At 70.0% G+C, this 20,351-nt stretch carries 20 protein-coding genes and 1 pseudogene; 8 read left to right on the top strand and 13 right to left on the bottom strand.

The features are described from left to right. Nucleotides 1-4 precede the first annotated feature (4 nt). The 4 genes and pseudogenes from AB0O76_RS04440 (at nucleotide 5) to AB0O76_RS04425 (ending at nucleotide 3,662) form a co-directional block, all read left to right on the top strand. Nucleotides 5-913, top strand: coding sequence for a ribonuclease Z (locus AB0O76_RS04440; protein ID WP_365485316.1), 909 nt, complete (start codon nucleotides 5-7; stop codon nucleotides 911-913). A 13-nt stretch (nucleotides 914-926) separates the two neighbouring features. Continuing rightward, the gene (locus AB0O76_RS04435; RefSeq protein ID WP_365485315.1) at nucleotides 927-1,928 is read left to right on the top strand and encodes an adenosine deaminase; all 1,002 of its coding nucleotides are present in this window, start codon (nucleotides 927-929) and stop codon (nucleotides 1,926-1,928) included. A gap of 47 nt (nucleotides 1,929-1,975) precedes the next feature. Continuing rightward, nucleotides 1,976-2,473: pseudogene (locus AB0O76_RS04430) on the top strand (nucleotide disphospho-sugar-binding domain-containing protein); the annotation flags it as partial. An 85-nt stretch (nucleotides 2,474-2,558) separates the two neighbouring features. After that, nucleotides 2,559-3,662, top strand: a complete 1,104-nt coding sequence (locus AB0O76_RS04425; RefSeq protein WP_365485314.1) for a PfkB family carbohydrate kinase — start codon at nucleotides 2,559-2,561, stop codon at nucleotides 3,660-3,662. 7 nt (nucleotides 3,663-3,669) lie between these two features. Here AB0O76_RS04425 and AB0O76_RS04420 read toward each other — a convergent pair whose 3' ends face one another. Continuing rightward, complete coding sequence (locus AB0O76_RS04420) at nucleotides 3,670-4,023, bottom strand: cytidine deaminase (protein WP_365485312.1); 354 nt, start codon at nucleotides 4,021-4,023, stop codon at nucleotides 3,670-3,672. 17 nt (nucleotides 4,024-4,040) lie between these two features. After that, a complete protein-coding gene (locus AB0O76_RS04415; protein WP_365485570.1) occupies nucleotides 4,041-4,865 on the bottom strand; it encodes a helix-turn-helix transcriptional regulator in 825 nt (274 codons plus the stop codon). A gap of 169 nt (nucleotides 4,866-5,034) precedes the next feature. Here AB0O76_RS04415 and AB0O76_RS04410 point away from each other — a divergent pair, with 169 nt between their 5' ends. Continuing rightward, complete coding sequence (locus AB0O76_RS04410; protein WP_365485310.1) at nucleotides 5,035-6,465, top strand: MFS transporter; 1,431 nt, start codon at nucleotides 5,035-5,037, stop codon at nucleotides 6,463-6,465. Here the strand turns inward: AB0O76_RS04410 and AB0O76_RS04405 are convergent. The 6 genes from AB0O76_RS04405 to AB0O76_RS04380 all read right to left on the bottom strand — a co-directional run bounded on the left by AB0O76_RS04405 (nucleotide 6,462) and on the right by AB0O76_RS04380 (nucleotide 11,497). Further along, nucleotides 6,462-6,818 (bottom strand): MmcQ/YjbR family DNA-binding protein, encoded by a 357-nt coding sequence (locus AB0O76_RS04405; RefSeq protein WP_365485308.1) that lies wholly within the window; start codon nucleotides 6,816-6,818, stop codon nucleotides 6,462-6,464. The genes AB0O76_RS04410 and AB0O76_RS04405 overlap by 4 nt on opposite strands. Next, nucleotides 6,815-8,116 (bottom strand): hemolysin family protein, encoded by a 1,302-nt coding sequence (locus tag AB0O76_RS04400; RefSeq protein WP_365485306.1) that lies wholly within the window; start codon nucleotides 8,114-8,116, stop codon nucleotides 6,815-6,817. The genes AB0O76_RS04405 and AB0O76_RS04400 overlap by 4 nt, the downstream gene beginning before the upstream one ends. A 16-nt stretch (nucleotides 8,117-8,132) precedes the next feature. Further along, on the bottom strand, nucleotides 8,133-8,630 hold the full coding sequence (gene ybeY, locus AB0O76_RS04395) for an rRNA maturation RNase YbeY (protein ID WP_135335530.1): 498 nt from the start codon (nucleotides 8,628-8,630) through the stop codon (nucleotides 8,133-8,135). 13 nt (nucleotides 8,631-8,643) lie between these two features. Beyond that, a complete protein-coding gene (locus AB0O76_RS04390; protein WP_365485303.1) occupies nucleotides 8,644-9,699 on the bottom strand; it encodes a PhoH family protein in 1,056 nt (351 codons plus the stop codon). Nucleotides 9,700-9,851: 152 nt separating this feature from the next. After that, a complete protein-coding gene (locus tag AB0O76_RS04385; RefSeq protein ID WP_365485301.1) occupies nucleotides 9,852-10,190 on the bottom strand; it encodes a P-II family nitrogen regulator in 339 nt (112 codons plus the stop codon). Beyond that, nucleotides 10,187-11,497, bottom strand: coding sequence for an ammonium transporter (locus AB0O76_RS04380; protein ID WP_365485299.1), 1,311 nt, complete (start codon nucleotides 11,495-11,497; stop codon nucleotides 10,187-10,189). Before AB0O76_RS04380 ends, AB0O76_RS04385 begins: the two co-directional genes overlap by 4 nt. A gap of 153 nt (nucleotides 11,498-11,650) precedes the next feature. Here AB0O76_RS04380 and era point away from each other — a divergent pair, with 153 nt between their 5' ends. After that, on the top strand, nucleotides 11,651-12,610 hold the full coding sequence (gene era, locus AB0O76_RS04375; protein ID WP_365485297.1) for a GTPase Era: 960 nt from the start codon (nucleotides 11,651-11,653) through the stop codon (nucleotides 12,608-12,610). Nucleotides 12,611-12,626: 16 nt separating this feature from the next. Here the strand turns inward: era and AB0O76_RS04370 are convergent, their stop codons facing one another. Next, entirely contained in the window at nucleotides 12,627-13,349 is a 723-nt protein-coding gene (locus AB0O76_RS04370; protein WP_365485295.1) for an SGNH/GDSL hydrolase family protein, read from the bottom strand. Between the two features lie 81 nt (nucleotides 13,350-13,430). Between AB0O76_RS04370 and AB0O76_RS04365 the strand changes: the two genes are divergently transcribed. Beyond that, entirely contained in the window at nucleotides 13,431-14,111 is a 681-nt protein-coding gene (locus tag AB0O76_RS04365; RefSeq protein WP_365485293.1) for a TetR/AcrR family transcriptional regulator, read from the top strand. Here the strand turns inward: AB0O76_RS04365 and AB0O76_RS04360 are convergent. From AB0O76_RS04360 to AB0O76_RS04345, 4 genes are all read right to left on the bottom strand, one after another. Further along, a complete protein-coding gene (locus AB0O76_RS04360; protein WP_365485291.1) occupies nucleotides 14,095-15,333 on the bottom strand; it encodes an MFS transporter in 1,239 nt (412 codons plus the stop codon). The genes AB0O76_RS04365 and AB0O76_RS04360 overlap by 17 nt on opposite strands. Continuing rightward, nucleotides 15,330-16,700, bottom strand: a complete 1,371-nt coding sequence (locus AB0O76_RS04355; protein ID WP_365485288.1) for a GH1 family beta-glucosidase — start codon at nucleotides 16,698-16,700, stop codon at nucleotides 15,330-15,332. The genes AB0O76_RS04360 and AB0O76_RS04355 overlap by 4 nt, the downstream gene beginning before the upstream one ends. A 96-nt stretch (nucleotides 16,701-16,796) precedes the next feature. Continuing rightward, on the bottom strand, nucleotides 16,797-17,063 hold the full coding sequence (locus AB0O76_RS04350) for a protealysin inhibitor emfourin (protein WP_365485285.1): 267 nt from the start codon (nucleotides 17,061-17,063) through the stop codon (nucleotides 16,797-16,799). A gap of 25 nt (nucleotides 17,064-17,088) precedes the next feature. Then, the gene (locus AB0O76_RS04345; RefSeq protein WP_365485282.1) at nucleotides 17,089-18,159 is read right to left on the bottom strand and encodes a M4 family metallopeptidase; all 1,071 of its coding nucleotides are present in this window, start codon (nucleotides 18,157-18,159) and stop codon (nucleotides 17,089-17,091) included. A gap of 297 nt (nucleotides 18,160-18,456) precedes the next feature. Here AB0O76_RS04345 and leuA point away from each other — a divergent pair, with 297 nt between their 5' ends. Further along, on the top strand, nucleotides 18,457-20,184 hold the full coding sequence (leuA, locus tag AB0O76_RS04340) for a 2-isopropylmalate synthase (protein WP_365485279.1): 1,728 nt from the start codon (nucleotides 18,457-18,459) through the stop codon (nucleotides 20,182-20,184). Nucleotides 20,185-20,351: the final 167 nt, after the last annotated feature.

The following is a 20,351-nucleotide window of genomic DNA, read 5'->3' as shown; positions in this document are numbered from 1 at the left end:
CACCTTGTCCGTACGCGAATTGGTGGTCCTCGGCACCGCGAGCCAGGTCCCCACCCGGCACCGCAACCACAACGGCTACGTCCTGCTCTGGGACGGGCAGGGGATCCTCTTCGACCCCGGCGAGGGCACGCAGCGGCAGATGCTGCGTGCCGGGATCGCCGCGCACGACCTGCACCGGATCTGTGTCACGCACTTCCACGGCGATCACTCGCTCGGTCTGCCGGGCGTCATCCAGCGGATAAATCTGGACCGGGTCCCGCATGACGTGACCGTGCATTTCCCGCGCTCGGGGCAGCACTTCTTCGACCGGCTGCGGTATGCCACCGCCTACCGCGAGACGGTCCCGCTGATCGAGCAACCCGTCGACGGCAACGGCCAGTTGGCCGTCTCTTCGTCGTTCGCGCTCGACGCGGTCAGGCTCTCGCACCCTGTCGAGTCCTTCGGCTATCGCATCGCCGAGCCCGACGGGCGGCGGATGCGGCCCGAGCTGCTCGCCGCGCGGGGGATCGCCGGGCCGGATGTGGGCCTGCTGCAGCGGGAAGGGGAGCTGCGGGGCGTCGCGCTCGACGAAGTGAGCACCGTGCGGCGGGGACAGCGCTTCGCCTTCGTCATGGACACCCGGCTGTGTGACGGCGTCCACGCACTCGCGGAAGGGTGCGACATGCTCGTCATCGAGTCGACCTTCCTCAACGAGGACGAGCAACTTGCCGTCGATCATGGGCACTTGACCGTGGGGCAGGCGACCCGTGTCGCCATGGAGTCCGGTGTCCGGCATCTCGTACTGACCCACTTCAGTCAGCGCTACCCCGACTCCCGCGTTTTCGAGCAGCAGGCCCGGGAGGCCGGGTTCGACGGTGAACTCACCGTCGCACAGGACCTGTTGCGTGTACCCCTGCCCAAACGAACCACCTGAGTGAGCCGCCGCCATGCCCCTTCCCAAAGCCGAACTCCACCTCCACATCGAGGGAACGCTCGAGCCCGATCTGGCCTTCGCCCTCGCCGCCCGCAACGGCGTCACCCTGCCGTTCGCGGACACCGAAGCGCTGCGCAAGGCCTATCTCTTCGACGATCTGCAGTCCTTTCTCGATCTGTACTACGGGTTGATGGCCGTTCTGCGGACCGAGCGGGACTTCGAGGAGCTCGCCGACGCCTATCTGGCGCGGGCCGCTCAGCAGGGCGTACGGCACGCCGAGATCTTCTTCGACCCGCAGGCACACATGGCGCGCGGCGTCGGCATCGGCACCGTGATGGAGGGGCTCGGGCGCGCCCTGGACCGCAGCGAGGAGCGGCACGGCATCTCGACCCGGCTCATCATGTGTTTCTTGAGGGACCAGTCCGCCGATTCCGCCCTGGAGACGCTGGACGCCGCCAAGCCCCACCTCCACCGGATCGTCGGCATCGGGCTCGACTCCGCCGAGGTCGGGCATCCGCCCGCCAAGTTCCGCGAGGTGTACGAGGCGGCCGCCGCGCTCGGTCTGCGCCGGGTCGCGCACGCGGGCGAGGAGGGGCCGCCCGCGTACATCACCGAGGCCCTGGACGTCCTGGGCGTCGAGCGCATCGACCACGGGCTGCGGTGCATGGAGGACCCGGAGCTCGTGGAGCGCCTCGTGCGGGAGCGGGTGCCGCTCACGCTCTGCCCGCTGTCCAACGTCCGGCTGCGCGCCATCGACGTACTCGAAGAGCACCCGCTGGCGCGGATGATGGACGCCGGGCTCCTCTGCACGGTCAACTCCGACGACCCCGCGTACTTCGGCGGCTATGTCGGCGACACCTTCCACGCCGTGCGGGAAGCGCTCGGGCTCGACCAGGAGCGGCTGCGGGAGCTCGCGCGGAACTCGTTCGAGGCGTCCTTCCTCGACGGGAGCGCCGAGGACGAGGCACTGCGGGCGCGGTACCTCGCCGAGGTCGCTGAGTATTTGTTCGACTGAGCGTGGGGAGTCTCGAGATCATCCGCGAGCTGGTGGCGCGCGGGCACCATCTGTACGACATCGGCGCGTACGTCGCCCGTGCGCTGGCCGAGGGGCAGCGGCGGCCGTTCGTGCAGCTTTCGCCCACCTATGTGGCCTGGGACGGCTACGAGGAGGAGGTCGGGGCGCAGCTCAAGCAGCTGCCGGGGAATGTCGAAGTGCGGTCGTGGGTGCCGCAGTTGGCGATCCTGGAGCAGGCCGACGCGTTCGTCACGCATGCGGGCATGGGCAGTTGTGGGGAGGGGCTGTTCGCGGGGGTGCCGATGATCGCGGTGCCTCAGGGGGCGGAGCAGCCAATGAATGCGGACCGGCTCGTGGAGCTGGGGGTCGCCCGCAGGATCGACACCGCCGATGCGACGGGGGATGCGCTGCGTTCCGCGCTGTTCGACCTGACATCCGACCCCGACGTCGAGCTTCGGCTCGCCCGCCTGAAGGCCGAGGCACGGGCCGAGGGCGGCGCGGCTCGCGCGGCTGATCTCGTCGAGGCGGAGCTCGGAATCTCCTAGCCCCTCGAGGCGCACGGCACGGCATGGACGACTCCATGCCGTGCCACACCGAGTGGCCGAAAGCTCCGTCGGTTACGTTGCCTGCATGGTCGTACCCCTCAAACCCAGCGTCGACCCGCTCAAGGCAGCCCGCAGAGCCGGTGATCCGGAATGCGACGTCTACCTCACCGGCACGGTCTTCCTCGACATCATCTTCACCGGGCTCGACTCCGCGCCCGTGCGCGGGACCGAGTCCTGGGCGCGGGGGATGGGGTCGAGCCCCGGTGGCGTGGCCAATATGGCGACCGCGCTCGCCCGGCTCGGCCTGCGTACCTCGCTCGCGGCGGCGTTCGGGGACGATCACTACGGGGAGTACTGCTGGGACGCGCTCGAACAGGGCGAGGGCATCGACCTCGCCACGTCGCGCACCGTGCCGGGCTGGCACTCCCCGGTGACCGTGTCCATGGCGTACGAGGGTGAGCGGACCATGGTCAGCCACGGCCACGAGCCGCCGCCCGACGCCGATTCCCCGGACGGCGGCGCCCCGCACTGCCCGCCACGCGCGCGTGCCGCCGTCGCCGCCCTGACGCCCGGCACGCGCGCACCGTGGATCGCCCAGGCCGCCCGCAAGGGGACGCGGATCTTCGCCGACGTGGGGTGGGACGACACCGGGCGCTGGGACCTGGCGGGGCTCGCGGACCTGGAGCACTGCGAGGCGTTCCTGCCGAACGCGGAAGAGGCCATGCGGTACACGAGGACCCAGTGCCCGCGTGCGGCCGCGCGGGCACTGACCGAGCACGTTCCGCTCGTCGTGGTGACGCTGGGCGCCGAAGGGGCGTACGCGGTGGACGGGCGGACCGGCGAGACCGCCGAGGTCCCGGCGATCGAGGTCGAGGCGCTCGACCCCACGGGGGCCGGGGACGTTTTCGTGGCGGGCTTTGTGACCGGGACGCTCGCGGACTGGCCGCTGGCCGACCGGCTCGCCTTCGCGGGGCTCACGGCGGCGCTCTCGGTGCAGGAGTTCGGCGGGTCCCTGTCGGCGCCCGGGTGGGCGGAGGTCGCAGCGTGGTGGCGCACCGTGCGGGAGCTCGACGACCAGGACCCGGCGGCGCTGCACCGCTACGGCTTCCTGGAGGGCCTGATTCCGGAGGTGACCCGTCCGTGGCCGCTGCGGCGCGCGGTGCCGACGATCGGGTTCCGTTCGGCGTAACGGCAGGTCAGCCGGCCTGGAGCTGCGCCCGGACTTCCCCGTCGGGCCCCGCCAGGAACACCGGCGTCCCGGCCCCGCCGAGGTCCCGCACGGCGGCGAGGTCCTCCGCCGGCAGCTCCTCGGCACCGGAGACGACCGCCGCCGCCTCCAGGGACTCCGCACCGGAGGCGACAGCCATGGCCACCGCCGTCCGCAGCGCGGAAAGCTCGAGGGAGGCAAGCGCGACGGTCCCGGCGACGTACGTACGCCCCGTCTCGTCCCGCACGGCGGCCCCCTCGGGCACCTGATTGCGCGCCCGCGCCGAACGCGCCAGCGTAACGATCTTTTGGTCCTCAGCGCCAAGCGCGGTGCTCTCGGTCATGATCCGAGCATACGGAGCTACATCGCCACCGGAAACATGGACCCCCGCCGCCCCTCCGGCGACGCGAGCCACTCCAGCTTCGCCGCCGTCTCCGCCTCGTCAAGCGGCGTGTGAAGCACGATCGTCAGATCGGGCCGGGCCGGCACCCGCAGCGCCGTCGACTCGACGTGCAGCGAGCCCACCAGCGGATGCGTCAGCTCCTTGTGGACCTGCCCGGCGGGCTGGATGTCCCGCCGCTCCCACAGCTCCGTGAACTCATCGCCCGCCGAATCCCGCAGCTCGGCGAGGATCGCCTGGAACCCCTCGTCGTCCGGGTGCTCCGAGCACGACGCGCGGAACTGCGCGACGACCCGCGCCGCGTTCTCCTGCCAACTCACGCTCCGTGAGCGGTAGATGGGGTCCGTGAAGAAGTCGACGATGCAGTTCTGGGTGATCTCGGGGCGCATCCCGAAGACCATCCCGGCCGCCTCGTTGTACATGACGCAGTTGTAGTAGCGGTCCATGATGTGGGCCGGATACGGCATCCATGTGTCGATCAGGCGCTGCATGCCGTGGCACATGTCCCGGTCGGCCTGCTCGACCTCCGGCGCGGGCGGGTTGAGCCCGGCGAGGACGTACAGGTGCCGCCGCTCGGCGCTCGACAGCTTCAGGACGCGCGCCACGGAGTCCAGGACCTGCGGCGACACCGAGATGTCGCGGCCCTGCTCCAGCCACTGGTACCAGGACGCGCCGACCCCGGCGAGCACGGCGACCTCCTCACGGCGAAGACCCGGCGTACGCCGTCGCGCCCCGCCGTCCGGAAGTCCCGCCTCCGCGGGGCTGACCCGGGCCCGGCGGCTCATCAGGAACTCGCGAAGTTCGCCAAGTCGCCGTGCCTTGGACTCGTCCTGGGGCCGCGTGGCCGCCGCCTCACTCGTCCCTGCCATCCGCAGCTCCCCCTGCCTGGTGTTCCGACCACCAGCATAAGTTCCGGCTCCCCACGGCTATTCCGGACACCGGAAGCTCATGGACATGGCGATCGACACCTCCACTCCCTCTTCCGCACCAGCCGCCGACGCGGCACCGCGGCAGCCTCGGGCCCCCAAGCTCTCCACCCGCGACAAGCTCGTCCTCTTCGTGCTCTGCGCCGCCCAGTTCATGGTCGCGCTCGACTTCTCCGTGCTGAACGTGGCGCTGCCCGTCCTCGGCGCCGACCTCGGCATGAGCCAGTCCGCGCTGCAGTGGGCGGTGACCGCGTTCGCCCTGCCGTCCGGCGGCTTCCTGCTGCTGTTCGGCCGCACCGGCGACCTGTTCGGGCGGCGCAGGCTGTTCCTGGGCGGGCTCGCCCTGTTCGGCCTGGCCTCGCTGCTCGCGACGTTCGCCTGGGACCCGGCGTCGTTCCTCGCCGGGCGTGCGCTGCAGGGCGTGGCCGCGGCGGCGATCGTGCCGACCGGCATGTCCCTGCTGACCACGACCTTCCCCGAGGGTCCGCAGCGTGACCGGGCGCTCGGCATCTCCGGCATGCTGCTCTCGCTCGGTTACACGCTCGGCATGGTGTTCGGCGGCGTACTCACCGACACGCTCGGCTGGCGCTCCACCATGGGCCTGCTGACGCTCTTCGCGCTGATCGTGCTGCCGCTGGCCCCCGGCCTGCTGCCCGAGTCCCGCACCCCTGACCGCCCCCGCCTCGACATCCCCGGCGCGGTCACCGTCACCGGCGGTCTGCTCGCCCTGATCTACGCCCTGTCCACGGCCGCCGAGCGCGGCTTCGGCGGCACCGACGTCATCGTCACGCTCATCGGCGGCGTGCTGCTGCTGGCGGCCTTCGGCTACGTCGAGTCGCGTGCCGCGTCCCCGCTGGTCTCCCTGCCGATGCTGCGGCGGCGGACGGTGGCGTGGGGCAACCTGGGCGGTCTGGTCACCTTCTCGATGATGTCGGCGGTCATCTTCGTCCTGACGCTCTACCTACAGGAAGTCCTGAAGCTCTCCGCCTTCCGGACGGGTCTCGTCTTCGGCGTGCAGGGCGTGCTCTCCGTGGTCGCCGGGATCTACGCGCCCAGGGTCATCAGCCGCTTCGGGGCGCACCGCACCCTCGTCGTCTCGCTGCTCGGCCAGGGCCTGTTCATCGCGTCGCTGCTCGGCATCGACGAAGGCACCTGGTCGGTCTGGCTCGCCACGGCGGGCGTCTCGATCGCCAGCATGTTCCACCTGGGCGCGATCATCTCGTACGGCGTGACGGTCACATCGGGCGTCCCGGACGAGGAACAGGGCCTGGCCACGGGCCTGGTCACCTCCACCCAGCAGGTGGGCATCACCGTCGGCATCCCGCTCCTCGGGGTCATCGCGACCACGGGCACGGATCTTCTGGCGGGGACGCGGACGGTGCTCCTGATCGACGCGGTCGTGGTACTGGTGACGGCGGCCCTGGTGGCGACGGGCCTGCGCGCCCGGCGCAACGCTTAAGGCCGGTCGAGACGAAGCCGCTCGGCCTTCGGCAGCCCCGCCACCACCAAGTCGTACGAGTCTTCGATGAGCTCCCGGACCAACTGGTCCGGGAGTTCCGCGTCCACCGTCACCGTGTTCCAGTGCCGCTTGTTCATGTGCCACCCCGGCACGATCTCCGGGTGCGCGGCCCGCAGTTGGACCGCCATGTCGGGCTCGCACTTCAGGTTCACCGTGAGCGGCCGCCCGTCGAGGTGGGAGAGCGCGAACATCTTGCCGAGCACCTTGAAGACCGAGGTGTCGGGGTTGAACGGAAATTCCTCCACCGCCGCGTTGAACGACAGACAGAACGCACGCAGCTCCTGCGGTGTCACCCCGAAGTCCCCTCTCCCGTGCCACCCGGCACGACCGGCTCCACAAGCACCGTCACGATCTTGTTCCGCCGCCCCGCCGCGGACTCCGCGGTGAGCCGCAGCTCCCGCCCGTCCGGCAGCGGCACGATCGACGACGCGTCGGCGATCGGCACCCGGCCGAGCGCCTTGGCGAGCAGGCCGCCGACCGTCTCGACGTCCTCGTCGTCGAACTCGTCGAGCCCGAAGAGCTCGCCGAGGTCACCGATGTCGAGGCGCGCGGTGACGCGGTAGCAGCCGTCCGCGAGCGCCTCCACCGGCGGCAGTTCACGGTCGTACTCGTCGGTGATCTCGCCGACGATCTCCTCGAGGATGTCCTCGATGGTGACGATGCCCGCCGTGCCGCCGTACTCGTCGATGACGACGGCGACGTGATTGCGCTCCTGCTGCATCTCCCGCAGCAGATCACCCGCGTTCTTCGTGTCCGGCACGAAGGTCGCCGGGCGCATCGCCGTCGACACCAGTTCGTTCTCCGCGTCGCGGTTGATGTGCGTCTTGCGGGCCAGGTCCTTCAGATACACCATGCCGACGACGTCGTCCTCGCTCTCGCCCGTCACCGGGATCCGCGAGAAACCGGAACGCAGCGCGAGCGTCAGCGCCTGCCGGATGGTCTTGAAGCGCTCGATGGCGATCAAGTCGGTCCGGGGCACCATGACTTCGCGTACGAGCGTGTCTCCGAGCTCGAAGACGGAGTGCACCATGCGGCGCTCGTCGTCCTCGATCAGGGACTCCTTCTCGGCGAGGTCGACCATCGCCCGCAGCTCGGCCTCGGAGGCGAACGGGCCGCGCCTGAAGCCCTTTCCGGGCGTGAGCGCGTTGCCGATGAGGATCAGGAGCGGCGGGATCGGGCCCATGACGCGGGCCAGCGGCAGCAGGACGTACGCGGCCGCCGTCGCCGTGTTGAGCGGGTGCTGGCGGCCGATGGTGCGCGGCGACACCCCCACGGCGACATACGACACGAGGACCATCACCGCGATGGCGACGGCCAGCGCCTGCCAGGTCTCGGCAAACTCCTTCAGACAGGCGTACGTCACCAGGGACGCCGCGGCCATCTCGCACGCGACGCGCACCAGCAGCGCCACGTTGAGATAGCGGGTGGGGTCGGCGGCGACCTGCGCGAGCTTCGCGCTGCCGCGCCGTCCGGAGCGGACGGCCTCGTCGGCGCGGAAGCTGGAGACGCGGGCGATGCCCGCCTCGGCGCAGGCCGCGAGCCAGGCCACGACGACCAGGGCGACGGCGCCCGCGATCAGTTGAGGACTCATGACGGCGTCGGCGGCCCTAGGAGACGGTGGGCGCGGGAGACGGCCCGGTCAGGCCGTGCTCGGCGCGCCAGCCGTCGACGATGGCCGCCTGGAGACCGAACATCTCCGCCTTCTCGTCCGGCTCCTCATGGTCGTATCCGAGCAGGTGCAGCACCCCATGGACGGTGAGCAACTGCAGCTCCTCGTCCATGGAGTGCTCCGTCTCCGCTTCCTTGCCCTGCTTGAGCGCGACCTCGGGGCAGAGCACGATGTCGCCGAGGAGGCCCTGCGGCGGCTCCTCCTCGTCCTTGGCGGGCGGGCGCAGCTCGTCCATCGGGAACGACATCACGTCCGTCGGCCCCGGCAGGTCCATCCACTGGATGTGCAGCTGCTCCATGGCGTCGGCGTCCACGACGATCACCGAGAGCTCGGAGAGCGGGTGGATGCGCATCCGCGCGAGTGCGTAGCGGGCGATGTCGAGGATCGCCTGCTCATCGACCTCGGTCCCGGATTCGTTGTTGACGTCGATCGACATGGTGCGGTTTCCGCTACTTCCCGTGTTTCTTGTGCTGCTGACTCTGCTGCTGCTTCTGCTGGCTGTCGTCGTACTTCTCGTACGCGTCGACGATACGGCCGACCAGCTTGTGCCGTACGACATCGCTGGAGGTGAGCCGCGAGAAGTGCACGTCGTCGAGGCCCTCCAGGATGTGCTGGACCTGGCGCAGACCCGACTTGGTGCCGCCCGGCAGGTCGACCTGGGTGACGTCGCCCGTGATCACGATCTTCGAGTCGAAGCCGAGCCGGGTCAGGAACATCTTCATCTGCTCGGCGCTGGTGTTCTGCGCCTCGTCGAGGATGATGAACGCGTCGTTCAGCGTGCGGCCTCGCATGTACGCCAGCGGGGCGACCTCGATCGTGCCCGCCGCCATCAGGCGAGGAATCGAGTCCGGGTCCAGCATGTCGTGCAGGGCGTCGTAGAGCGGGCGCAGATACGGGTCGATCTTCTCGTAGAGCGTGCCCGGCAGGAAGCCGAGCCGCTCGCCGGCCTCGACGGCGGGGCGGGTCAGGATGATGCGGTTGACCTGCTTGGACTGCAGGGCCTGCACCGCCTTGGCCATGGCGAGATACGTCTTGCCGGTGCCCGCGGGGCCGATACCGAAGACGATGGTGTGCTTGTCGATGGCGTCGACATAGCGCTTCTGGTTGAGGGTCTTGGGGCGGATGGTGCGGCCCCGCGACGAGAGGATGTTCTGCGTGAGGACCTCGGCCGGGGTCTCCTGGCCGTCGCCCTCTCCTGCCTCGTCCGCCCTGAGCATGGCGATCGAGCGTTCCACTGCGTCCTCCGTCATCGGCTGACCGGTGCGGAGCACCAGCATCATCTCGTCGAACAGGCGCTGGATGAGGGCGACTTCATGGGCGTCACCGACGGCGCTGATCTCATTGCCCCGGACATGGATGTCGGCCGCCGGGAAGGCCTTCTCGATCACGCGCAACAGGGCGTCTCCGGAGCCGAGCACCGTCACCATGGGATGGTTCGCCGGGACGGTGAAGTGGGCTCGGGACTGACCCTGGGCAGGGGTACGAGCTGTGGGTGTCTGAGTCATGGGCCGGCTCTAGGGCCTGCTCATCCTCCTCATGCGGGGCTTGGTGGCCGCTCGACAGCCTTGCACTGCCAAGAGTACGACGCACCACTGTCACCGCCGCAGTGCTTTTCCACTCCCGGCGCGGGTGGCCGCCGGTCCCGCACCGGCGGGAATCACACCGCGTCCGGGCCCCGCTCACCGGTCCGTACCCGTACGACGGAGTCGACCGGCACCGCCCACACCTTCCCGTCACCGATCTTCCCGGTGCGGGCCGCGCGCACGACCGCGTCGATGACCGCCTCGGCGTCCACGTCGTCGACGACGACCTCGATCCGCACCTTCGGCACCAGGTCCACCTGGTACTCCGCGCCCCGGTACACCTCCGTGTGACCCCGCTGGCGTCCGTACCCGCTCGCCTCGGTGACGGTGAGGCCCAGCACGCCCAGTTCCTGCAGCGCCGTCTTCACCTCGTCCAGGCGGAACGGCTTGATGACCGCGGTCACGAGCTTCATGCGACGGTGTTTCCCTTCGGGTGGTGCGGGACGGTGCTGCCCTTCATGGGGCCGACCAGGACGCCGTGATCGTAGGCCGTCTCCGCGTGGTGCGTCTGGTCGAGGCCCGTCAACTCGTCCTCGGCGCTCGCACGGAAGCCCATCAGCTTGTCGATCGCCTTGCCGATGCTGTACGTCACGGCGAAGGTGTACGCCGCCACCGCGAGGACCGCCACCGTCTGCTTGCCCAGTTGGGCGAGCCCGCCGCCGTAGAAGAGGCCCTCCGCGCCGTCCGTCATCGTGGCCGTCGCGAACAGGCCGATCAGGAGCGTGCCGATCACGCCGCCGACCAGGTGGACGCCGACGACGTCCAGCGAGTCGTCGTAGTCGAAGCGGAACTTCCAGGCGACGGCGTACGAGCAGACCACGCCCGCCGCCAGGCCGATCATCGCTGCGCCCAGGATGCCGACGACCCCGCACGACGGGGTGATCGCCACCAGGCCCGCGACCGCGCCGGACGCCGCACCGAAGGTGGTGGGGTGGCCGTCGCGCCGCTGCTCCACGAAGAGCCAGCCGAGCAGGCCCGTGCAGCCGGCGAGCAGCGTGTTGAGGAGGGCGGCCGCGGCGATGCCGTTCGCGCCGAGTGCCGAGCCGCCGTTGAAGCCGAGCCAGCCGAACCAGAGCAGGCCCGCGCCCATCAGGACCATCGGCAGGTTGTGCGGGCGCATCGCGTCCTTCTTGAAGCCGATGCGCGGGCCGATCACCAGGACGAGGGCCAGACCGGAGGCGCCGGACGCGATCTCGACGACCAGGCCGCCCGCGAAGTCGAGGGCGCCGAGGGAGTTGGAGATCCAGCCGTCCGGGCCCCATACCCAGTGCGCCACGGGAACGTATACGAGCAGCGCCCAGAGAGGCACGAAGACCAGCCACGCGGCGAACTTGGTGCGGTCCGCGATCGCGCCGCTGATCAGTGCGGTGGTGAGGATCGCGAAGGTCAGCTGGAAGGTCGTGAAGAGGAACGTGGGGACCGTTCCGGTGAGGGTGTCCGGGCCGATGCCCGCCATGCCCAGGTGGTCGAGGCCGCCGATCAGGCCCGCGAACGCGTCGTCGCCGAAGGCGAGCGAGTAGCCCGCGACCAGCCACACGACCGTGACCAGGGCGATCGACACGAAGCTCATGAGCAGCATGTTCAGGACGCTCTTCGTGCGGACCATGCCGCCGTAGAAGAGCGCGAGGCCCGGGGTCATGAGGAGTACGAGTGCGGTGGCCGCGAGCAGCCAGGCGGTGTCGCCTGTGTCGGGGCCTTGTGCTGCGGCCAGAAAAGTCATGGGGGAGAGCGTCACCGGCACGCGTTTCGGAACGGGCAACCACGCGTTTCCGCCGTGTTTCGTGTTGCGCGGGGGTTTCCGGGAGCTCACCGCGGTGCTGTCGCGCCGCCGGCGGGGCCCGTGCGTACTGCGGGCCTCCGTCGATCAGGGACAATGGGCGCCATGAGCGTTCGTACCCAGTCATCCGAGCCGTCCGCGGCCAACCACCGCGCCGGCTTCGCCTGCTTCGTGGGCCGCCCCAACGCGGGCAAGTCCACCCTCACGAACGCTCTGGTCGGCAAGAAGGTGGCGATCACCGCCGACCAGCCGCAGACCACGCGGCACACCGTGCGCGGCATCGTGCACCGCCCCGACGCGCAGCTGATCCTGGTGGACACCCCCGGCCTGCACAAGCCGCGCACGCTCCTTGGCCAGCGCCTCAACGACGTGGTCCGCACCACCTGGGCCGAGGTCGACGTCATCGGCTTCTGCCTGCCCGCGAACGAGAAGCTCGGCCCCGGCGACCGGTTCATCGCCAAGGAACTCGCTTCCATCAAGAAGACGCCGAAGATCGCGATCGTCACGAAGACCGACCTGGTCGACAGCAAGACCCTCGCCGAGCAGCTCATCGCCATCGACCAGCTCGGCAAGGAGCTGGGCTTCGAGTGGGCCGAGATCGTGCCGGTGTCGGCCGTCGGGGAGAAGCAGGTCGACCTCCTCGCCGACCTGATCGTCCCCCTCCTGCCCGAGGGCCCCGCGCTCTATCCCGAGGGCGACCTCACCGACGAGCCCGAGCAGGTCATGGTCGCCGAGCTGATCCGTGAGGCCGCGCTGGAGGGCGTACGGGACGAGCTGCCGCATTCCATCGCCGTCGTGGTGGAGGAGATGCTGCCGCGCGAGGACCGCCCCGCCGACAAGCCGCTGCTCGACATCCACGCCTTCGTCTACATCGAGCGCCCCAGCCAGAAGGGCATCATCATCGGCCCGAAGGGCAAGCGCCTCAAGGACGTCGGCATCAAGTCCCGCAAGCAGATCGAGGCACTCCTCGGCACACCCGTCTTCCTGGACCTGCACGTGAAGGTGGCCAAGGACTGGCAGCGGGACCCGAGGCAGCTGCGGAAGCTGGGCTTCTGACGCGTTCGCGGAGCGCTCAGGCCGGTGCCGGACCCGCTTCCGTCAGGGTCGCAAGGCCCACGGCCAGTTCCCGCGCCCACACCCGGTAGCCGTCCGGCGACGGGTGCAGGCGGTCGGCCGCGAACCACTCGCCCGCGATCTTCGGCGGTCCGCCCGTCGGCAGGTGGAAGACCGCCGGGGTGCGGCGGGCCACCGTCCTCAACTGGCGGTCCAGGAGCCGGACATAGACGTCCAGCGGGCCCCGCGCCGGGCGGGGCAGCGCGGCTACGCGGTTCATCGGGGGCAGGCCCGCGAAGACCATCGGGACGTCCTCGCCGAGACGCAGTCGTACGTCCCTGATCAGCCTCTCCACGTCGTGGCGGAACGCCCGCGGGCGGCGCATCCGCAGCGCGTCGTTCGACCCCGCGGCCACCAGGACGAGGTCGGGCCGCCAGCGGGTCATCGGGTCGGTCAGGCCCGGCAGCAGGCCACGCCGCACCACCGGTACCGTCGCCCCGGCCTTCGCCGACACCCGCCAGGAGACGGTGCGTCCCGTCATCGCCGTCAGTGTCCGGGCGAGCTGCCCGCTGAGCGCCTCGTCGTGGCTGGCCGCGCCCACGCCCGCGGCGAGCGAGTCGCCGATGACCGCGAGCCGCAGCGGAGGACCCCCGTTCTCCCGCTGCGGCCCGGTCAGCCCGCTGTCGTTCCCGGCTGCTTCCGGCAACCGAACCAGCCGTCCCCGCATTCCCCGTGCGAACATCCCGAGCCCCTTCCGCGCTCCGTGTCCCGTCCCCCATGCGCATAACGCTGTTATGGCTATAACAGCGTTATGCTGCTCCCCGTGTCAACCGGAAAGCAGGAAACGCCGCGGGAATCGGCCGACGTCCGGCGCCGTCTCCTCGACGAGGCCGCCCGCGTCATCGCCGAGCAGGGCCCCGCCGCGCTCAGCGCCCGCCGCCTGGTCAAGGCGGTCGGGGCCTCGACGATGGCCGTCTACACCCACTTCGGGTCGATGCCCGAGCTGGTGCGCGAGGTCATCCGGGAGGGCTTCGTGCGGTTCCATGCCCGCGCCGCCGCCATCGAGCAGGGCGCCGACCCCGTCGTCGAACTCGCCGGACTCTGCCGCGTCTACCAGGAGTTCGCGCGCGCCGAACCGGATGTCTACGCCGTGATGTTCGGCAGCTCGGTGGTCACCGGCTTCGCACTCTCCGACGACGACCGCCGGATGGGTACGTTCGTGCTGAGGGCCCCGCGCGACGCCATCCGCCGCTGCGTGGACGCGGGCCGCTTCCGCGCGGACGCGGACCCCGATCTGCTGGTGCGCCAGCTCTTCAGCCAGATGCACGGCCTCGCCGAACTGGCCCGCGCCGGCTACATCATGGGCGGCTTCACCCCGGACCAGGTGCTCCACGGAATGCTCCGCGACTTCGCCTTCGCAGCCGGGGACGAGGCGGGCGCGGCCGAGGCGTCCGTGACCTCGGGCCTTGCGGGCGGCGGCGGTACTGCTACTCCACCCCTCTGATCCGCGTGACGAGCAGCGCCCCCGCAAGACCCACCGCCGCCGCCACCAGGTACAGGACCCGGTAGCCGCCCAGATACGTCACGATCGGGGCCGCGATCGCCGGGGCCGCCACCTGGGGCAGGGAGTTGGCGATGTTGATGACGCCGAGGTCCTTGCCGCGGTCCAGGGCCTTCGGCAGGACGTCCGTCATCAGGGCGAAGTCCACCGACGTGAAGACGCCGAAGCCGATGCCGAGCACCGCCGCCGCGACGATCGCGCCCGGCCAGGTCTGCCACACCGCGAGGAGGCTCGTCGCCACCGCCATCAGGGAGCCCGACCAGATCACGAACGGTTTGCGGCGGCCCACCCGGTCCGACCAGGCGCCGCCCACCACGACCGTGGCCAGCATCGTCACGCCGTTCACGGCCGTCAGGATCAGTACGCCCTGCTCCGGGTCGGAGCGGTGCAGGCGGTCGCGGAGGAAGTACAGGAGATAGAGCAGCACCACCGAGTTGCTGACGTTGATCAGGAAGCGGGTCAGCCAGGCCCAGCCGAGATCCGGGTAGCGGCGCGGGCTCAGCCAGAAGCCCGCGAGGAAGCCCCGCCAGTTCCACGGCGGGCGGTCGGCGGCCGCAAGGCGCAGGTCCCGATGGCGTACGACATAGGGCAGCACGCCCGCCACGGTGAACACCGCGCACGCCGCGTACCCCGCGACCGTCCCGCCCGCCACCGTCGCGAGGCCCGTCCCGACGACCACGCCGAGCAGCTGCGCCGCCCCCAACCAGCCGCCCACGGAGCCCCGTTGAAGGCGCGGCACCCGGTCGGGGACGGCGGCGGTGACCGCGGCGAAGGCGGCGTTCAGGGTGAGCTGGACCAGGCACCAGCCCGCCGCCATCGTCCAGACGGAGCCCGCCGCGGAGACCAGGAGGAGGGAGACCGCGCCGCCTGCCGTGCCTGCCACGATCCACGGGGTGCGCCTCCCCCAGCGGGACGTCGTGCGGTCCGAGAGCGCGCCGAAGAGCGGGTTCGCGGCGAGGGACACCACCGCGCCCACGCCCGTCACCCACGCGAGGACCGTCTCCTTCGACGTGCCCGCCGGGGCCAGGTCCTCCGCCTGCACGGCGAGCAGGATCTGCAACGGGCCGTACCAGCCCACCCAGATCGCCCCGTTGGCGACCGACAGGGAAGTGGTCCAGCCCCGTTCGACCCGCTCCGCCGGCTCCGCCAGCGCGGTGGCGGTCATGGTCGCTGCGCCCGCAGCGCATCGCGCAGCCAGCCGTACGACGCCTTCGGGGTGCGCTCCAGCGTGGCTGTGTTCTCGAAGTCGACATGGACGAGGCCGAAGCGCTGCCGGTAGCCCTCGGCCCACTCGAAGTTGTCCATCAGCGACCAGACGAAGTAGCCGCGGACATCCACCCCGGCCTCCAACGCCCTGTGCAGCGCCCGCAGATGGCCGTCCAGGTAGCTGATGCGCTCCTGGTCGTCGAGACCCTCGTACGAGCAGCCGTTCTCGGTGATGACGAGAGGCGGGAGCCGGTCGCCGTACCGGTCGCGGAAGCCGGTGAGCAGCTCCGTGAGCGCGTCCGGGACCACCGGCCAGCCGAAGTCCGTCACCGGGTATCCCTCGATCTCCCTCGGCGAGAAGGGGAGTTCGGGCGGGAGCGTGAGTCCGGAGAACTCGGTGGCCGTGCTGCCGGGCAGGGGCGCTCCCACCTTCGTCGGCTGATAGAAGTTGATGCCGTACCAGTCGATCGGCTCCGCGATGACCTTCAGGTCCGCTTCGAGGTCGTCCGACGGCATCAACTCGCCGATTCCCTCCGGGTATTGGGCGAGGAGCAGCGGATCGGCGAAGAGGCGGTTGAGGAGTACGTCGTAGAAGTCCGCGGCCGCCGTGTCCTCGTCGGCGGCCGATGCGGGCCAGGTCGGGCCGTGCGAGTTGGCGATGCCTATGTCGTGCGCGCCCGCCGCGCGCAGCGCCCGTACCGCGAGGCCGTGCGCGATGAGCTGGTGGTGGGCGACCGGCAGCGCGTCGAAGAGCAGCTGCTCGCCGGGGGCGTGCTGGCCGAGGGCGTGGCCCAACAGGGTGTGTTCCGCAGGCTCGTTGAGGGTGATCCACTTCGTGACGCGGTCGCCGATACGGGCGGCCACCACGGCGGCGTAATCGGCGAACCGCTCGGCCGTGTCGCGCCGCAGCCAGCCGCCGGCCTCCTGCACGGCCAGCGGGGTGTCCCAGTGGAAGAGGGTGGGGACGGGGCGCACCCCCGCCGCGCACAGCTCGTCGACGAGGCGGTCGTAGAAGTCGAGCCCCGCGGCGCTCACCTCACCCGCGCCCGTCGGAAGCACCCGCGGCCACGACACCGAGAAGCGGTACGCACCCACGCCCAACTCCCGTATGAGCGCCACGTCCTCGCGGTAGCGGTGGTAGTGGTCGCAGGCGACGGCGGCCGTCGTGCCGTCCTTCACCCGGCCCGGCACCGCCGTGAACGCGTCCCAGACCGAGGGGCCGCGTTCGTCGACGGCGCCCTCGATCTGATGGGCCGATGTGGACACCCCCCACAGGAAGTCGCGGGGGAACTGAGGTATCGGTTCGCGCGCATCGCTCGCTGCCATGGGCGCGATCTTCCGTACCGCCCAGTACGGAAGTCAATGGGCGTACACGAGAAAAGATGAACACTTCTCAAGTTCTACGAGAGTGCTGCGAACAAGCTACGAGCCCTCCTTCAGGACGCGCGAGATCAGCTTCCGCTGCGGCTCCGTCAGCCGGGGATCCGAGCAGTACACCGTGCGCCCGTCGACGGTGAGCTGGTAGTTGAAACCGTCCGGCACCCCTATGGGTGGCGTGCCCCGGCCCTCGGCCACGGCCTCTTCGGCCAGGGCGTGCCACTCGTGGGCATCGGGCAGTCCCGAGGTGTCGATCTCGGCGTGCCGCTCGATGCCCGCGAATCCTCCCGTGCGCTTCACCTGGATACGCATGGGTCCTGTCTACTCCAGGAGGCGGTCAGTTGGTAGGCACCCCGACCTGGGACCACGCCTTCAGGACGGCCCCGTGCTCCTCGCCCTCGCCGAACTTGTCGCGGGCCGCGGCCACCGTCAGCTTCGCGAAGTCCGCGAAGGACGCGTCCTGCGCAAGATCGCCGCCGGTCAGGACGGCGTACCAGATCTGTCCTGCCCGCTCCCACGCGTGGCCGCCGAGGGCCTCGGCGAGCAGGTAGAAGGCGTGGTTGGGGATGCCGGAGTTGATGTGCACGCCGCCGTTGTCGCGGCCCGTGCGGACGTAGTGGTCCATGTCGGCGGGCTGCGGGTCCTTGCCGAGCACGTCGTCGTCGTACGCCGTACCCGGCGCCTTCATGGAGCGCAGCGCCATGCCCGTGACGCGCGGCGCGAGCAGCCCGGCGCCGATCAGCCAGTCGGCCTCGGCCGCGGTCTGGCCGAGCGTGTACTGCTTGATCAGCGAGCCGAAGACGTCCGCCATGGACTCGTTGAGCGCGCCCGGCTGGCCGAAGTACGTGAGGTTCGCCGTGTACTGGACGACGCCGTGCGTCAGCTCGTGGCCGATGACGTCCACCGGAATGGTGAAGTCGAGGAAGATCTCGCCGTCACCGTCGCCGAAGACCATCTGTTCGCCGTTCCAGAAGGCGTTCCCGTAGTTCTCGCCGTAGTGGACCGTCGCGTTCATCGGCAGGCCGCTGCCGTCGATGGAGTTGCGGGCGTACGACTTCAGATACAGCTCGAAGGTCGCGCCCAGGCCCGCGTACGCGCGGTTGACGGTCGCGTCCTTGCCGGGCTTGTCGCCCTCGCCGCGGACCTTGCGGCCCGGCAGCTCGGTCTTGTGCTTCGCGTCGTAGATCGTGCGGTGCGGCTTGCCTTCGGCCGCTTCCTTGGGCGGCGTGACGGAGGGGGCGCCGATGACCGTGGTCAGCCGGCGGTGGGTGCGCTCGATGGCGTCCCGCTCCAGGGTGCGGCGGGCGGGTCCGGCGAGCGAGGCGTCGTCACTCTGGGCCAGAGTGTCGAGCACGTGGGGCGGAATGATGGTGCAGAAGACAGGCTCGAAGCCTGGATTGGCGGTCATGGGCGCAATGTGGCACTGGGTCATGCCGCTGTCACTACCTGCAACCATGATTAGTGAAATAGAGGGATTGATCACCTCTACCCCGTTACCTGATGGTGATCCCGCATACTGATACGCATCCGCGCACACAGCGCGGCTCGGCTAGGCTGCGGAGCATCATGCGTTACGGGCTGCTTCTCCTTAGCTGCCGCGGCGAGGGCCTGTAGTCGAGGCCGACCCCCTCCCCGCGGAGTTCGGTGTTGCTCGCGAAAGCGACCGTCGGCCGTCCTTAAGGACACACCCGAGGAGCCCCGCATTATGGCGATCAAGCCGAATTTCCAGCGCGCCACGTCCATGCCGATCCACAAGTACGGCCAGTACGAGCAGGTCGACATCCCCGACCGCACGTGGCCGCAGAACCGGATCACGGTCGCCCCCCGCTGGCTCTCCACGGATCTGCGCGACGGCAACCAGGCGCTGATCGACCCGATGTCCCCGGCCCGCAAGCGCGAGATGTTCGATCTGCTGGTCCGTATGGGCTACAAGGAGATCGAGGTCGGCTTCCCCTCATCCGGGCAGACGGACTTCGACTTCGTACGCTCGATCATCGAGGACGGCGCGATCCCGGACGACGTCACGATCTCCGTCCTGACGCAGGCCCGCGAAGAGCTGATCTCCCGCACCGTCGAGTCGCTGGTCGGCGCCAAGCGCGCCACCGTCCACCTGTACAACGCGACCGCACCCGTCTGGCGCGAGGTCGTCTTCCGTGGCTCGAAGGATGCGGTCAAGCAGATCGCCGTCGACGGCACGCGGCTGGTCATGGAGTACGCCGAGAAGCTGCTTGGCCCCGAGACGGTCTTCGGCTACCAGTACAGCCCCGAGATCTTCACGGACACCGAGCTGGACTTCGCCCTGGAGGTCTGCGAGGCCGTCTGCGACGTCTGGCAGCCGGGTCCGGGCCGCGAGATCATCCTCAACCTGCCCGCCACGGTGGAGCGTTCGACCCCGTCGACGCACGCGGACCGCTTCGAGTGGATGTCCCGCAACCTGACCCGGCGCGAGCACGTCTGCCTGTCCGTGCACCCGCACAACGACCGCGGCACCGCCGTCGCCGCCGCGGAGCTGGCCATCATGGCCGGTGCCGACCGCATCGAGGGCTGCCTGTTCGGGCAGGGCGAGCGCACCGGCAACGTCGACCTGGTCACCCTGGGCATGAACCTGTTCTCGCAGGGCGTCGACCCGCAGATCGACTTCTCCGACATCGACGAGATCCGCCGCACCGCCGAGTACTGCAACCAGATGGAGGTCCACCCCCGTCACCCGTACGCGGGCGACCTCGTCTACACCGCCTTCTCCGGCTCCCACCAGGACGCCATCAAGAAGGGCTTCGAGGCCATGGCGGTCCGGGCCGAGCAGCAGGGCAAGACGGTCGATGACATCGAGTGGGCCGTGCCGTACCTGCCCATCGACCCCAAGGACGTCGGCCGCTCCTACGAGGCCGTCATCCGCGTCAACTCGCAGTCCGGCAAGGGCGGTATCGCCTACGTCCTGCAGAACGACCACAAGCTGGACCTGCCGCGCCGCATGCAGGTCGAGTTCTCGAAGATCATCCAGACGAAGACGGACACCGAGGGCGGCGAGGTCACGCCGGACGCGATCTGGGGCATCTTCCAGGACGAGTACCTGCCCAACCCGCAGAACCCGTGGGGCCGCATCCAGGTCAAGAACGGCCAGACGACCACCGACAAGGACGGCACGGACACCCTCACCGTGGAGGCCACGGTCGACGGCGCCGACACGGTCCTGACCGGCACCGGCAACGGCCCGATCTCGGCCTTCTTCCAGGCGCTGCAGGGCATCGGCATCGACGTACGCCTGCTTGACTACCAGGAGCACACGATGAGCGAGGGGGCGTCCGCCGTCGCCGCCTCGTACATTGAGGTCGCCATCGGGGACAAGGTGCTGTGGGGTATCGGCATCGATGCGAACACCACGCGGGCGTCGCTGAAGGCGGCGGTCTCCGCGGTGAACCGCGCGGCGCGTTAGTCGCACTCCTGCTCTTCGGCTGCGGCTTTGCCGTGGCTGGTCGCGCAGTTCCCCGCGCCCCTTCGGGGCGCTCCCCTCGCCGGACGGGCTCACAATGTGAGCCCGTCCGGCGGCGTCTACCGGCCATCTCTCGCACAGGGTGCTGACGCCACATCAACAATGTGGCT

The sequence above is a fragment of the Streptomyces sp. NPDC086554 genome (genome assembly GCF_040686095.1).
Lineage (GTDB): Bacteria > Actinomycetota > Actinomycetes > Streptomycetales > Streptomycetaceae > Streptomyces.
The sequence above is the reverse complement of the archived record's forward strand: the minus strand, read 5'-3'. Positions and strand labels throughout refer to the sequence as shown.